The 16,078-nt window shown below is 54.8% G+C and carries 8 protein-coding genes; 2 read left to right on the top strand and 6 right to left on the bottom strand.

The window, feature by feature from the left end; translation table 11 throughout:
* Positions 1 to 62: 62 nt before the first annotated feature.
* The 3 genes from CFU_RS05125 to CFU_RS05115 form a co-directional block, all read right to left on the bottom strand.
* Positions 63 to 956, bottom strand: a complete 894-nt coding sequence (locus CFU_RS05125) for a hypothetical protein (RefSeq protein ID WP_014004979.1) — start codon at positions 954 to 956, stop codon at positions 63 to 65.
* Positions 949 to 1,965, bottom strand: a complete 1,017-nt coding sequence (locus CFU_RS05120) for a hypothetical protein (protein ID WP_041741337.1) — start codon at positions 1,963 to 1,965, stop codon at positions 949 to 951. The genes CFU_RS05125 and CFU_RS05120 overlap by 8 nt, the downstream gene beginning before the upstream one ends.
* A gap of 377 nt (positions 1,966 to 2,342) precedes the next feature.
* Complete coding sequence (locus CFU_RS05115; RefSeq protein WP_041741336.1) at positions 2,343 to 3,131, bottom strand: TIR domain-containing protein; 789 nt, start codon at positions 3,129 to 3,131, stop codon at positions 2,343 to 2,345.
* 705 nt (positions 3,132 to 3,836) lie between these two features.
* Between CFU_RS05115 and CFU_RS05110 the strand changes: the two genes are divergently transcribed.
* Positions 3,837 to 5,285 carry a hypothetical protein gene (locus CFU_RS05110; RefSeq protein WP_014004977.1) on the top strand — a complete coding sequence of 483 codons (1,449 nt, stop codon included), beginning with the start codon at positions 3,837 to 3,839 and terminating at the stop codon, positions 5,283 to 5,285.
* 317 nt (positions 5,286 to 5,602) lie between these two features.
* Here the strand turns inward: CFU_RS05110 and CFU_RS05105 are convergent, their stop codons facing one another.
* A complete protein-coding gene (locus CFU_RS05105; protein WP_014004976.1) occupies positions 5,603 to 6,532 on the bottom strand; it encodes a hypothetical protein in 930 nt (309 codons plus the stop codon).
* 295 nt (positions 6,533 to 6,827) lie between these two features.
* Positions 6,828 to 9,620: a TonB-dependent receptor gene (locus CFU_RS05100; protein ID WP_041741335.1), complete on the bottom strand. Its 2,793-nt coding sequence runs from the start codon at positions 9,618 to 9,620 to the stop codon at positions 6,828 to 6,830.
* A gap of 806 nt (positions 9,621 to 10,426) precedes the next feature.
* Here CFU_RS05100 and CFU_RS05095 point away from each other — a divergent pair.
* Positions 10,427 to 13,117, top strand: coding sequence for a DNA translocase FtsK (locus CFU_RS05095; RefSeq protein ID WP_014004974.1), 2,691 nt, complete (start codon positions 10,427 to 10,429; stop codon positions 13,115 to 13,117).
* 42 nt (positions 13,118 to 13,159) lie between these two features.
* On the opposite strand, the gene CFU_RS05090 is transcribed toward CFU_RS05095, so the two are convergent.
* Positions 13,160 to 16,030, bottom strand: coding sequence for an autotransporter serine protease (locus CFU_RS05090; protein ID WP_238531402.1), 2,871 nt, complete (start codon positions 16,028 to 16,030; stop codon positions 13,160 to 13,162).
* Positions 16,031 to 16,078 lie beyond the last annotated feature (48 nt).

Below are 16,078 nucleotides of genomic sequence, written 5' to 3'. Positions count from 1 at the left end.
AAATTCTGTTGACTAGTTACATAGCCTAGCCCCAAAAGGAGGTGGTATGTATCGAAGAAAATTTATTCATGATTTTCGACATCAAAATTGATTACTTCAAACATTGCGGTGGCAACCCAATTCAGTGCTAGATCAATAATTGGCTTAAAAAACAAATCGGGAAATATGATGTTGCTCGTTTTGATATTTTCTTGCCAGCCGCCTTGTAAAAAATGGAAATAGCGATTTCGAATTTCAATCATGAACTTCAGGAATCCTACGAAACTTATCTTGAGCTCTTCATCTTCAGATTCATCGACAAGACAATCTTTTGCTTTAGATTTGTACAAGTTGAAATAAATCGGCCTTAACTCTTCCACCTCAATGCCACTTATATCAATGTCCAAAGTCAATTTATAGAAGCTTTTTTTTGCCCAATGTGTTTCTATAAAATTTCTAAAAAATAGAAGTTCACCCTCACTCGCTTTCGTAGGCATAAATTTTTGAAGACTTGCAAACGAGCGATTAAAGCTTTTTGACTTAGAAACATATATTAATGGAATACTGTAACTAATTCCTTCGAGGACTCGATAAAGGAAAAAAAATGCTTCTAAATATTTTTCCTGTTTTCTCGATGTAAGGCAATTAAGAAGTTCGTACTCTATTGTTTGATAGAAATCCTGATTCGTTTTCAACTTGCGAAAGTATTTCGATAGATCGCTTAACCTAGCGTCGTCAGAAAAGCTCTCTAAGATAATATCTTTTTTAAAGCGAGTATTTTTAACGTAAGGAAATTTTAAATAGTTGACATCCATCTTAAAAATTTTTTTAAAATACAAGTCTTGTATTTTACAAGTACCTGTCAGCAATCTAAATATTCGAAGAGCAGCGCTATCATTTTTCTCCAACGATAACCCGTCAGATATATCATCATTTTTAGTGAATATCGGCTCAGAATAGGTGTATCGCTCAATCATTTGCAGTAAGCTCGCTAAAACGCTCTAGCAGTTCCTCAGCGTCTAAGTCTTCGTATTCCTCGAGGTTTTTGAAATATTCACAAGATAGCTCTCGCCGGTATTTACCTACCTTGATTCGCGATGGATTGAAGTCTGAAAATGCCTTATCGAATGTCTCAATACACAAAGCAAATTGGTCTTCATTCATCGATTTCAATTTTTTAGTGGAATGTTTCGCTCCTGCGGCAAATCCCACCAAGTTATTTGTTGTCTTTAACCACTTGAATGCCTCTGCATTTTTCTGAAAGATTGAAATCAAACCAAGAAACTCTTTGAAACTAGATTTATATTTCGTTGGCTCAATAGCCATAATTTTCCCGACAAGTAAATCATCCATTTTTTCTTCTATAATCTTTTTGTTGTCGACAATTGGACTATCTGCCATGAAAGCAAGGTACGCCTGGATAATGTCTGATTTCCTAAACGACGTTCGCGAGTTATGCATGTTTGCATCTTTTTCCGCGACAACGTTGATTCCTAACGCTTCGAAATCAAATGCATTTGCAATCATGATTTCAACTTGATGTCGAGGTGTCATGGGTCGCTGCCCATTATTAAGCGTGATCATTCGGTACAGTAGCTTTTCGACTGAATCACACAAAATAAAATTGATATATAAATTATTATTGTCGTTGAATTCAGTGGTCACTGACGCGCGATGCAATGTGTTTAGTCGCTGAATTCCGTCGAGAACAAAGGAGCTATTGATATTGGCATTTACATATTTTTCTATGTCTTTTTCTTTAACCGGTTTGGCGGTTACAAAGGCTACCGTTATGGGCGGCATTACGCATCCGTCAGCGATGTCACGTTCCAGCTTGCTGTAGAATTTTTTATCTTGCAGCTTTCGCTGAAATTCAGTCTTGTCAATTAGCGGAATTAGCAAGGCGACCGCTTCTTCATATGAAGCCTTACCAAATGCGACCGTACCATTTATAACGCAATCGTATTGCAGATCTAGAATTTTCAATTGGTAACCTTTGCTTTTATTTGATAGAACTGATTTCGAGATTACAGCCTGGCCTGTGCCTAAAGCTGACGTTTTAGAGCAAGATTGAATGGTGGAAGTTGGCTCGATTTCGAAAATTGATCTAAAGACTACATTCTTGTATTCGCAGTGGCAAGTTGAAGTTCGAGTTTCTAATACGAAAAACAGAAAATAAATTTCCGAGTTCCGCAAGGGTGTCCCTACCCACAGATTTTTGTCAGATCTACGTTTTTACACAGCCTGGACCGACTGCGGCCAGCGACGACAAATGGCCCTTAAAAATCCGAGTTCACGAGCCTCTCGCGACGCCGTTCCAGTGATGCTCTTACCCCAAGGTACGATTCATTGGATTTGCGCTATCAGAGCCCATATATGGCCTTGAGTTCGCGATCGAGAACGCCGAACGTGGCACTTACCACCCCTTTAGGGTATGCAACGTAGACGATGCCTGAAAGGTTGGTCGGTACGCTAACGCCCTCTTCGTGCAGCAAAACTACGCGCTGTCGGCTGTACTTTCCTTGGAAATAGCCAATTTCATGCATGACGTTCTCACGCACCCTTGCCTGTCCATCAGCGTCGGCGTCATCACCGCTCATCACGATTACAGCGGAATCGCATTGCTCGGAGTTCGCTTCTAATTTCTCGATAATCGTCTGCCCTTTGCTCGGTTCTTGAGCCAACTCCATAGTCATGAGCATTAGATCCTTCTCAATATGGGCCTGTACCTCGTACCAATCCTTGGACCGTCCGTGCGAGATGAATACCTTTCGAGGCGCGACCTTAACCTGCGAGGCCGAGTGCTGACTGTTAGCACGAATCTCAAAAAGTTGCTCGATGTCGCGTACGAGCCTCTCCATCTGGGCACGTGAAAAGTGCATTGGCCTCACATCTTCAGGAGTTGCCATCATCTGCAACTCCGGTTCAAGCGGTAGCTGGTGGAAGTCGCTGTACCAATCCGGCATGTACTTTTGCAGAATCGCCAACTGCACTGCCGCCTGTTTAAAATAATGAACGACATCCATGGGATTGAAGCTACGTCGGTGCTGCGGAATGCCACCTCTATTGCGACTGACATCCTCCCCCAGGGCTGACTGCACCGATTTCTGGATACCAGCAAGCTTCGCCATTGCTATTGATATATCGCTCATAAGGCCTTCTCTCGTGTGTACAGTTGAAGATCATATCAGCACCTGCATTGAAAATTCTCGACGACCATAACTGGCTGGCGCGCGCAGTCATCCCCCCACCACGCCTGCCCGCTAAATAGGTCGCTTTCGACTCAAATTTTTGGAAGCGACGCACATAGGGAAAAGCTGCCGTCTGCAGGCCAGAATGCGTCGAAAAAAAGTGACGCAAAATGACGCACCTGAGGGGGTAAAACTGGGCTCTCCGCATGAGCGATGAAAAGCTGAATTTAGGTTTGACCTAGGGGAAAAGGTAACATTGGTAACCTGCCCCATTTTCCGCTTGTAAGTGACTGATTTATAAAGGTTTAGGTGGTTACCTTTGAAAGGTAATCTTTGGTAACCTCAAAGGTAACTTACCTCTAAGTCATTGATATATATAACTAATATTTTTTAGCTATATTACCTTCTACTATGGTAACCATGTTACCTCAAGGTTACCCGAAAGTTACCTTTTATCGAAACCCGCAAAGCCTTACGCTTCAAGGCTTCTCAGCCGAATTCCAAAAAATGTTACCAATGTTACCGTTTTCCCGAGGGGTACTTTATTTTTGAGAAAACATCCAAATAGTTAGAAAAAGATACAGAATGGCAACTCTTCTGCGTTAATTATGCATATACAAAAAAAAGATAATTTATCAACGCTTCGCAAAAAAATAAGGGAGATTTATGAGTATCGAAACGTTGTACCAAGGAGTCGAAGAGTCAAGAAAAGCTATTGATGAGACATACACTTACCTTATTAAAGGCCAGTACGATCTGAATAGCCCACGATCGAATATCGAAGGTCAAACGATTGAACAACTATATCGACGCGCCACCGTGGTGTTTGAGACTTTTTTAGCAATCAGGCCGGGAGATGAGAACACCGTCGGTTGGTCAGTCCTGTCAGCAGGCGAAGCGGAGGTATTAGCTGCGTTTGCAAATATCCAGAATCAGGCGACTGCTATCAACAACGCTATACGCCTAACTGGGCTAGACGAATTCACTATTCGCGACGCGAATAACAATTTTGCCTTCAGTTTTTTTGTGGGCGAGGCCAATGCGGCAAACGTTGATGTGAGCGCTTTTTTTATTCAAATAAACACATCGTTGAACAGGCTTTTGACGATGGTGTCGATACTTCTATCGCTTTGTAAGGCAAATAGTGTCGTTGATCTATCCGAACGTGCCACATCACTGAGAGAGGTAGTACGCGAGACAGAGTCAATACGCAATGAAGCCCGCAAGCTGTCAAAGTCGGCTGAACAGAGCGCAAACCAATCTGTCGTTCATCAGACGGCCATTGAGGAACTACTAAGGCAAGCAACGTTATCCCTATCGAAATTACAAGCGTCTCAGCAACAGGGAAACACAGACGTTGGTAGCGTCACGGCGCTGGTTGAAAAAATAAGAACGGTTGGCGGTAATGCAGATTCGTTAGAACAGCAAATTGACGCTTACAAAAGCAAGTTCGATGCATTTCAAACTTTACTGGATGCCCGCAATACTGATTTTGCGCAATTCGTGACCAACACTACGACCGCAGAACAGGCCAACATAAAGCGCGACGGTGAAATTGATCGATTAACGAAGCTGGCCGATTTCATGATCCGTGGCGCAACGACGGCCGGATTGGCAAAGAGTATGGAAGATGCGCGGGAACGCTACGAGAACCGAATGGATGGAGCTAGAAAGGGGTTTTATTTCGCTGTTATTCTGCTTGTTGTTTCCGCGATCCCGTTGGTAGGCCACCTTCTTCCCGGGCTTTTCGGGAGTTGGTTTCCTGTCTTTGACGGCAAGGTCGATGGAAGTCCTTACGCTGCTTTCGGCAAAATTGTTTTGTTGTTACCGGCAACGTGGTTAACTGCTTTCTTCACAAAATCATATGCTGATTTCTTTCATTTGGAACGCGAATATGCCCATAAGGCCGCTTTGGCAATGTCTATTGATGGTTTTAAACGACAAGCGCCAACTTACGAAGAGGAAATTACTGCGGAAGTCTTTATGGAGATCAGGACCAATCCGGCAAACCGCTTAGGGACAGAACCAGCGTCTCACCCACTCTACGACGTTTTGTCCAAGGTTGTTGGAAAGGTTCTCGAAAAAAAGGGTGAGGTAAAAAAAGACGGTGCATAACTAGTTTCTGACGGTGATCGGAATGCCACCTTTGCACCAGCCGAGCGGCATTTTTAAGTGGGGAATTTTTTGACCAACTAGGCGCATTCAGTGTTTTTCACGCACTGAATGCGCAGCCAGTAGTTATTGCCTGGCGCGGCTTTGCGGCCTGCGCGCATTCTGCGTCCTTGACTCATAATCCGTTGGTGCCCAGTTCGACTCTGGGGGGGCCCACCAGCAACATGCGGTATAAAACGCCGGCTAGAAATAGCCGGCGTTTTTTTATCCAACCGGATTGCAGATCAGGCCCCGCTTCTCGTGCTGAGGCGACATGCCAGTCAGTGCAACTGCTGGCTAGGGGCAAAAACATTCCGGCGCGGCGCCAGCTTGAACTGCGTCAGCAAGAGGTCGACGGCCGACTCATTGAAGGCTGCATATAGCGACGCCTGCTTCTCTCCCCACGCATCCCAGCGCCGCCACAGCAGCCGTTGCTGCCGCCGCATCTTTTTCTCCCATGCAGCGTCCATGGCCTGCTCCTGCCTAAGCCAGGCGTTAAGCTCGACAGTTTGCTGCACCGGCGGACGCGGTCCCAGCGTCTGCTCGACGCCGGCGCGAAAAGCGTCATACAAATCATCCAGCTGGCATTGCTCGCTGTCCGTCCAGTAACTGGCCTTGGCCTGCTCTCCCGCAAAATACGCAGCGCCTCCGCACAACTTTCCCATTTGCTCGGTATTGATCCGCTTCAAGGGACTGGCGACACTGCCAAGCAGGCTCTCCAGATACTGGCTGTCCCCTTCCTCCACTTCTCCTGCATCGCCGATGGCTTCCTCGCCAAGCGCACGCCATTCGCTGTCATCGATTGCCAGGCCGGCAAGTTCCTTGTCGTGCAACGTTTTAACTCGCGCTGACAATGCCTGCAATCGCCCTGTCTGGCTGTACTGCGTAATACCCCATTGCGGATCATGCAGCAGCCAATGCGCGTAATTATATGGAACGGCGCCAAGGTCAGCGCCTACCGGGATAGCTTCCACCAATGCAATTGCCTGCTCCCTGGCGCTGGTTTTCCCATCCGCCTGGCGCAGCCAGCACAGCACGTCAATGACCACCGCCAGCGTCTCCGGCACGCCGAGTTCCTGGCTGAATCGATGCTTGCCCCCTGCCACGCAATCAGACGGCTGGTTATCCGGACCAAGTTGTGCTTGATGCAGGCGCTCCAGGCAGCGCGCCTTCTGCTCAGGGTCTGCCGCAAAACTCATCCATGCCGTCATGATCTTTGTCTATCGGGTTGAACTGAAGCCATGCGCGATAAGCTCTTCTCATCCATATCTTCCTCCCTGTCTAGGTAAGGCCGCAGGGTTGCCTGCGGACCGCTGCAGTCATGCTCGCGCCAACCGGCAGCAATTTGCAGCTGCAGGCATGGGTCACGATGACCAACGAGATTGTGGAAAATCCGGTTCTTCAGAAATGCTTACAAACCAGAATCAACCGATCGGCAGCCGAAAAAAAACGCCAGAGAAGCGAACCTCTTTGGCGTTTTTTGCTTCGATCAGTTAGCTACAGAACTTAGAAGGTGTAGCGAGCACCCAAAGTGAAGTAGCGGCCTACAGCGCCGGATTGATGCAGCGACGGGTTGTAGTTGATACGGCCGTAGGTTTGTACGTCGAGCGGCGCCAGGCGGTCGAATATGTTGGCGATCGCAGCGGTCACCTGCCATTGCTTGCTCACATCCCAGCGGCCGAACAGGTCGACTGTAGTGAACGAGGCAACCCGGCAGTTCATCAACGGTTTGCCGGAGACAGGATCGACGTCCAGGCATTCGCCGCCTGCTTCGTTCTTGTCCTCGATGCCGCTGACATAGTTGACCGAAGTCGTCACGTTGAACGGGCCACGGTCCCATGCCAGCGAAGCCGAAGCACGGGTACGCGGCGTGCCGCCGTTGCCGGACAAGTTGGTATCGCCATGGGTGCCGACGAAGTTCTGCGTCACGCCACTGGTGGTGCGCTTGAACTCGAACATTTGCGACACTGTCAGGCCGGCAGTCATGCGACCGTAGGAATTCAGGTCAAAACGGCTGCGCAGGTCGATATCGATGCCGCTGGTGCGAGTCTGGCCGGCATTGATATAAGGCGCCTTGACCAGCAGGATAGGACCGGCCAGGCCAGGGAAGTCTGAAGTCGCCTCGCCACGCACCACAGTCGCATCAGGGAATTTCGATGGATCTGCAATGATGGAAGCGGCGTCAGAGCCGGTGATTTCATTCTTGCGAACGATACGCCAGTAGTCCACCGACACGCTGGTGTTCTTGATCGGTTCCAGGATGAAGCCCAGGCTGTAGCTCTGGGATTTTTCCGGCTTCAGGTTCTTGTTGCCGACCGTTACCGCACCAACGTTCTTGCCATCCGCACAATCCGCGGAAAGACCGGTGACAGGACAACGCACCGGATCACGCGCGAAAGTGGTGAAAGCAGAAACTGCGCTGTCGCCGCTTTCAGCTGGTCCTGGCGCACGGAACCCTTCCGCATACGTACCGCGGATGGCCAGTTGCTGGATCGGCGTGAATTTGAAGCCTACCTTCGGTGTCGTCGAGTTACCGAAATCGGAGTACTGGTCGGTACGCAAGGCAAGCTGGAATTCCAGCTGCTTGAGGACCGGCAGCGCCAGTTCCGTGTACAGGGAACTGATGTTGCGCGAAGACCTGGCTGCGGCATATCCCAGGCCGACGATATCGTTGATGTCAGTGTACGGCGTCGCTTCGCTGACGGTAGATTCGTGACGCAGTTCACCACCGACCGCGATACCGATAGGCCCGCCCGGCAGCTGGCCGAATTCACGGGTACCCTTGAAGTCCCACAAAGCGAGCTTGGTGGTTGCCCAATTTTTCAGTTCAGGCGATACCAAAGCCAGCGTGTCTGCGCTGTTGAACGCACCGGCCTGGCCAATACGGAAAGTGCCATTGTTGACTGCCGTCTGCAGTGCGCTGGCGCGGTAATAGCCATTCTGAGTACGCTCGGTCTTGCTTTGCGCGTACAAGATGCCGCTGTCGTAATCCCAGCCGAAACTGGTTCCCTTCACGCCGACCAACAGGCGCGTGACAGTGGTATCGAGGTCGGAAGTACGCGGACGGTCAGGATCGGCCCAGCGCGGGCGAGCCCGGTTGGCAGGAAACGGATTGTCCGGATGGCCGATAGGCAGCAGCAGCTGGCCAGGGCCAGTGCCTGAGTTGATAACGCGGTTGTTGACCAGGTCGAAGCCGGCGCTGGTCAGGCCGGACGGGGTATTGATCGTCTTGGCCTGGGAGTTGAACAAGCCGAGTTCGGTATAGGCTTGCATGTTGTTGTTGATTTGCAGGGTACCGCGGCCGAACAGATTGATATTCTGGGTTTCCGGCTGCACCGTCTGGTAGCCGCCCTTGATCGGATCCCACAGGCAGCCGCCGCCGGAATTGATCGATGTACCGGTGTCGATATTGGCGCAGCCGGGCAGGTTCTGGATACCGCGGCCAGGAATCGTAGAGCCGCCGGCGGTGACCGGCCGTACGGTGCCGACGAAACTGCTGCCGCCGGTATTGCTGCTGGTAGTGGCGCCTGCGCGCTGGTCACGGCCGCCCCATGGACGGGCGTCGGCTGTTCCCAGGTATTCGGGCCGGTCTTTTTGCAGGATCTTGTCGCTTTGCTTGGCGTCGATGCTGAAGAAATAGTTGTACTTGTCGGTTTCCAGATTGCCGAAACCGAAGGTGCCCGATGCGCTTCTCAACGCACCGTCGCCATGGCCCGAAGTGCCCAGCGATCCGGAGATCGTCTTGCCCTCATAGGTTTCACGCAAGATGATGTTGACCACGCCGGCAATCGCATCCGAACCATAGATCGCAGAAGCGCCGTCTTTCAGCACTTCGATGCGGTCCACCGCGCCCAGCGGGATCGTGTTCAAGTCGACAAAGTTGCGCTGGCCGTCATCGCCCAGGCCGTAAGGCGCAGTGCGCCGGCCGTTGATCAGGACCAGGGTGGAGTTGACTGACAGCCCGCGCAGCGAAACGCCCGAGGCGCTGCCGGCGAAGCCGTTGGTGAATGAACCGCTGATGGAGCCGTTGTTGTCGGCCGACAGGCTGCGCACCACATCGGCTACCGATGTCTTGCCCGACTGCTGGATGTCCTTGCGCGTCAGGATCTGCGTCGATGCAGCTCCTTCCTGCTGGGTACGTTTAATGTTGGAGCCGGTGATTTCAACCCGCCCCATCGGTTTGTCGTCGTTTGTCTCCTGCGCCTGCACAGGCTGGGCCATTAATCCGATACCCATCACTACGCCGCTGGTAAAAAACACCTGGCGTAGCGCCTGCGACAATTTCCGTTCCCTGATCATAAGCAACACTCCCTATCGATAATTGTAGAGTTGAGAATTTAATTATTTGTGTAATCAAACCAGACTGATTAAATCGCCTTGTGGACGACGTAATTTGCGTTTTGACCTCTGCTACGATTCCGTACAGACAGACAAACTCAAGAATCAACCCGACGCACCCGACGGTTTTTTCATCATCTGGCCCCCAGGTTTGCCGCCGTTTGCCTCGCTTGTGCGATGCAGACAACGGCAACACAGCACCTTCGGCGCCGGTTATTGCCGTGCACCAAGACGTTGCGCTGTTAATCTATCCTAAAGATAATATTTTTTGTTACAAATTATTTGGAAGAGTTACAAATAGTCATATTGCGTTACAAATTTGCGACAGCGTCTTGTCGAAAAACGCCAAATTTGTCGTAAAAGCACAATATTGAATAAACAAATACGCAGAAATAATAGGTCGATGCCGCTATTTACATGCACTTGTTGTGCTTTGCAGCAAACCACACAACGGGGTCGATCCGGGACCGATTAAAATCGTTACGGGGAGTTGATGCGAAAGTTACAAATTCCGGTTTTGGCAGTTGTAACCTTGTTGCACAATTGACTATACGAACGTTGGCCCGCGAATGGCAAACCGGGCAAGAAAGCCTGATGCTTTTCGGTTAATATCACCTACTTTCATTTAAGGGCGTCCTACAGTTGCGATCAGGCCTCCCTTGCTCCGGAAAAATGGCTGACCCATTCCGGCCGAACCCATCCCGGCGAGACCTGTTCTTGTCGCATGAATTGCGCAAACACATAGATTTCCGGACGTCGATTTTTCGTTGAATTTGAGTATGCATATAGCGGTTTTCAGTTGGTTCGGATGGTCTTTGCTCTGGCTTGTTCCCATGGTCGTACGCGTGTTCAAGGCACGCCGGACAGGGATAAATCCGCTTCGCGGTCCCGGTTCCATCCGCTTGTGGCTAGGCACGCTGCTGCTACTGTGCAGCAGCAGTGCGCTGGAGGCCGTGCTGCGCACGCAAGAATCGTCGCCGCCCGACGGCGACCTGCTGGGTTATGCGCTGGCGCGTGGCTTCATGAATGTGCTGGGCGCTGCCGGTGGCTTGCTGGCGCTCGTGGCAATCGGCATCCTGGCGCTATCGTGGCTGTTCGGAAATGCATGGCTGAAATCGCTCGCCAAGCTGCCACGTCTACAGCGGATCTTCCCGGCAAAAAAACCGCAGCCGGAACCAGCGGCTGAGCCGCGCAAGTCACGTGCTGCTCCTGTCGCGACGCCTGTCCATTCGATAGCCAGGCCGGCACGAGCGCGCGAAAGCATCGCAATCCCTCCGCGCAGCAGAAAATCCTGGCAGTTGCCCTCAAGCTCCGAGCTGGCTGAAATCTTCGGCAAACAACAGAAGCCCCTGGCGAAACCGATTGAAACCAAAACCAGCGCCAGAAGCATGGCGGAATGGGCCACGGTCGAGCAGATCATTCCTACGCCAGCGATGCGCGCACGCGCCACCATGGCCCAGCAGGCGCGGAACGCGAGCGCTACGCGCAAAGATGCAATGCACCAGCGCCAGGCCGAACGGATCCAGCATCGGGCTGCACCGCTGACTACAATCATCAGCACCCGTCCTGCTACTGGAGCGCCGGCGCCTGCAATCGGCGCCGTTCAGGCAGCGATTGCCAAACCGGTCGCAGAACACGCGCATGCAGTCGATGCGCATGTGAACGAACCAGCCGCGTCCCTGCACGCATCGGCATTGCCGTCAGCGGCAGCCGCGCCGATACATGCCGCCATTGATCCAATTGCTCCAACTGACATCGTCCGCCAGGATACGGTCAGGCCTGAACTTGCACCTATCAGTTTGCAGCCAGCGCCAGCTACGCCCAAGTCGCCCGAAATTTCGTCCGCCTTTGCCGCGGCCAGCCACACAATCACCGCCGTTACCCAGATTGCGCCAGCACCGCTTGCACAAGTCGCAGCTCCGGCAGCGCCCGTCGGCAACAACGACGCTGATTTTTCATTTCATCCACTGCACGAACTGCGCATTGACTTGCCGGGACTGGATTTGCTGGATCCCGCAGTCAACGAACAGGTCGATATCCCGCTTGAACGCCTGGCGGAAACCGGCCTGTTGATCGAGCAGCGCCTGAAAGAATTCAAGGTGCCGGTGACAGTGCTGGGCGCCGACGCCGGACCGGTGATTACCCGCTTCGAAGTGGAGCCGGCGCTGGGCGTGCGCGGCAGCCAGATCGTCGGCCTGATGAAAGACTTGTCGCGCGCACTGGGCCTGACTTCGATCCGGGTGGTGGAAACCATTCCCGGCAAAACCTGCATGGGGCTTGAGTTGCCCAATCCGAAGCGGCAGATGATCCGGCTGTCGGAAATACTGGAATCGCCTGCCTACCAGGATTCCGCATCGCACTTGACGCTGGCTTTGGGCAAGGACATTACCGGCACGCCGGTAGTCGCCGACCTGGCCCGTGCACCGCACATGCTGGTGGCCGGCACCACCGGTTCCGGCAAGTCGGTGGCGATCAATGCGATGATCCTGTCGCTGTTGTATAAAGCCACGCCGGAAGAAGTGCGGTTGATCATGATCGATCCCAAGATGCTGGAACTGTCGGTATATGAAGGGATTCCGCATCTGCTGGCGCCGGTGGTCACCGACATGAAACTGGCGTCCAATGCGCTGACATGGTGCGTGGCCGAAATGGACAAACGCTACCGCCTGATGTCCGCGCTCGGGGTGCGCAACCTGGCCGGATTCAACCAGAAAATCCGCGACGGCGAAATGCGCGGCAAGAAAGTCAGCAATCCATTCTCGCTCACTCCCGATGCGCCGGAGCCGCTATCCACCCTGCCGCTGATCGTGGTCATCATCGACGAATTGGCTGACCTGATGATGGTGACCGGCAAGAAGATCGAAGAGCTGATCGCGCGCCTGGCGCAAAAAGCCCGGGCCGCCGGCATCCACCTGATCCTGGCGACGCAACGCCCTTCGGTCGATGTCATCACCGGCCTGATCAAGGCCAACATTCCGACCCGGGTCGCGTTCCAGGTCTCGTCCAAGATCGATTCCAGGACCATCCTCGACCAGATGGGCGCCGAAGCCTTGCTCGGCCACGGCGACATGCTGTTCCTGCCACCGGGATCGGGTTATCCGCAACGCGTGCACGGCGCCTTTGTCTCGGATGCGGAAGTGCATCGGGTGGTCGAATACCTGAAACAGTTCGGCGAACCCGAATACGAAGAAGCGATCCTGGCCGGCGTGCCTGCCGAAGGCGCCAGCGCGGACCTGCTGGGCGACAGCCAGGATATCGAGGCCGATCCGCTGTACGACGAAGCCGTGGCTTTTGTGGTGCGGACCCGGCGCGCTTCGATTTCATCGGTGCAGCGGCAGTTCCGCGTCGGCTACAATCGCGCGGCGCGGCTGGTGGAGCAAATGGAGGCAGCGGGGATTGTTTCTTCGGTGGCGACCAACGGCAGCCGTGAAGTATTGACGCCGGTGCAAGCAGAGTAAAACACAACCGGCACCCGTGCCAGCGGGCGCCATCCAGGTACATCAATCGAGCCTGAAGCGCAGCCCCAGCGCCAGCACGTTGTTGTGCAATCCGCCATTGCCCAGCTGCGCATCGTAGTTCAGGTACCAGCCCCAGCGGCTGTCCACCGCCGTACTCACGCCCAGTCCCGCCCAGCCGCTACTGCGCGCCAAGCCTATCCCCTGCACCGTGAACCGCGCCGCCGGCGCCCCCACATACGCCGCCCCGAAATCGAGGCTGCCATCGCCGAACGCGTGCTGCCACGCCGCGTATGCCTGCAGCACACTCACCCCGCCAGCCCATTGGACACGGCTTTCGCCACGCACCCCCAGCAAGCCAGCTGTCTGTTGGTAGACCTGGCTATCGGCCGTCAAGCCGAACACCCCGCCGCTTTCCGTAAAACCGCCGCGCTTGAGGCGGTCATAGGCCAGGCCGGCATAAGGGGTCAACCGGATGTCCGCCGACAGCGGCACGCCATAACCGCCCTCCGCATAGACCGACCACAGGCTGTCGCTGTGGTTGGCGCCCAGCTCCTGCTCGGTATTGCCGATCAGCGCAGTACGCGTCACCGTACTGTCGATGCTGGTTAGCCCTGCCCGACCCGAGACATAACCGCCGCCGTCGCCGAATCCATGGCGGCCATACAGCGAGACCCCTGTGCTGTGCCCCTTGCCCTGACCGCCGAGCCGGTCGAAACTGGCCTTGCTGTCCGCATACGCCAGCGCCGCGCCGACGATGGTGTGGGTACTAAGCCGGGTATCGACGCCGAACTGCCCACCCCACAAGGAGGTATCGCCAGTGGCATAGCCGCTCTGGTTCAGCTTGCCCGAGGCGCCAATGGCGCTGACCCACAAGCCGGTGCCGTCCTGCCCTTCAGCCTGGTTGCCCAGCGCCGCCAGCCGGTTGCCCAGGTCGCGATTCAAGGCCTGCGACTGCTGGAAGGTCAGCGCCTGGGCCGAGGCATGGATCTGTCCCGACAGGCTGTCGAGCACTTGTCCTGCCACCGCGACGCTGGCGCTCTTCTGCAGGGCCGCTGCACTGGCCAGGAATGCACCGTTGGCCCCCCTCACCTTGCCGCTGGCGACCATCTGGTCCGCCGCCTGCAGCCCGGTCTCCAGGTTGGCGGCCGCATTATTACGGGTGGCGTCGCCTTTAAAAGCGGCAGCGGCCATGATGGCGACATTGGTACGGCTGATATGCAGGTCCACTTCCCTGGCCTGATAGGACAAGTTCGCGGCAATAAACACCCCTGGCGTAAAACTGACGCCATCGGCCTCGAAGCTGATATCGCTGAACTGGCCGCTGACCCCGCCTGCGGCGGTGAGCACCTTGCCGCTCATTCCTGCCTGTTGGGTCACATAGCCGGACGGATCCGCGCTGCCGCCGGGGGTGGTGGCGACCAGGTGCGAATTGCCGAGGATTGCCGCCCCACCCACCACCAGGGTGGTGTTGAGCTGGTTCGCCAGCACCGCGCCCGGCGTGGCGACGTAGTTGCCGGCGATGGTAAGACCGGCGCCGCTGTTGTCGACCCGCCCGCTGTTGCTGACATTGCCGTGGATACGGCCGCCGTCGCCGCCCAGGCGGCCCAATGGGCTGACATTGACGCTGGAGGCCACCGAGCCGGTAATATTCAGCCTGCCGCCCAGGACATTGCTGGCGCCCTGGTAAGTATTGGCGCCGGCCAGGGTCAATTGGCCGCTGCCGCTCTTGTTCAGGCCGGCGTCGCCGCCGATATCGTTCTTGAACACCGAGGCAGCGTTATCGAAAGCGATGTTGACAGTCGGCCCCAGCGCCAGCCGTGTATCGAACAGCGCCGGGCCGTTGACCGCCTTGCTGGCGTTCAGCAGGCCCCAACCATAGGTGGCGGTGTCGTGCATGTCGGTCGCCGTCGACAGGATGGTTTGCCGGAGCAGGTCAGCGTTCATCCAGGGATAGGCCTGCTGCACCAGGACTGCGGCGCCGCTGACCGCCGGCGCTGCGAACGAGGTGCCGAAGACCCGCGCGCCGCTGCTGCTGGAGATGAAATCGCCGGCCGCCGCCAGGCACCAGTTGGCGGCCACGCCGCAGCGGTTGGCGTAGCTGGAAATGACTCCCGGCACGGTATCGCTGGCGCTATAGCCATTGCTGCCGCCGGCGGCGTTGACCGCGGTGACCGCCAGCCAGCCGCTTTGCAGGTCGCCGAACAGCGACGGCAGGCTGGCGTTCAGGTTCGGCTGCGCTGCGCCGTCATTGCCGGTGGACCAGACGAACAGCCCTTGCCGGGCCACATACGGCTGGTACAGGTTGTGCAGCGCCAGCGCTTGGGCGACCGAGGCGCCGGTTGCGCTGATGCCGTTGGACTGGTTGAAGATCCGCACGCCCTTGGCGAACAGGTCCTGGTAGATCTGGTTATTGAGCAGCAGGCTGTTGCCGGTGGTGCCGGCCGCTGCTGCTTGCACGAAGACGCCGGGCGCGATGCCCAGGGTGCTGCCGGCCAGGGCTTGCGCCACTTCCGTGCCGTGCATGTTGCCGTTGGCGCCGCCGCTGCTGTAGACCGTCTTGCTGATGCGTCCGGCCAGTTGGGTATCGCCGACATCGAAGTCGGTATCGACCACGCCGACCGTGACGCCGGCGCCGGTCATGCCCTGGGCGCGGGCTGCCTGGATATTGCTGGGATCGAGTACGTTGAGCATCGGCGGTGGCGCTGCCGGCGGCGTCACTACCGGCGGCGTGATGGCATTGCCGCTGTTGTTGTCGGGCGCGGGAGGCGTTACGACAGGCGGCGTGCTTGGCACCGCGGGTGCGGGAGGGCTCGGATTGCTGCTGCCTCCTCCTCCGCCGCAACCCGAGACCATGACCGATACGGCCATCGCGATCACCGACAATGAATATCCGGCAGACAGTTCCTTGTTCATAACATCCTCAGAATATTTGCTTCTATCATTGGCCAGGCAGGCCATCCG

Source organism: Collimonas fungivorans Ter331 (assembly GCF_000221045.1).
GTDB lineage: Bacteria > Pseudomonadota > Gammaproteobacteria > Burkholderiales > Burkholderiaceae_D > Collimonas > Collimonas fungivorans_A.
Note: the sequence above shows the minus strand (reverse complement) of the source record. Positions and strands in the feature narration are given on the sequence as shown.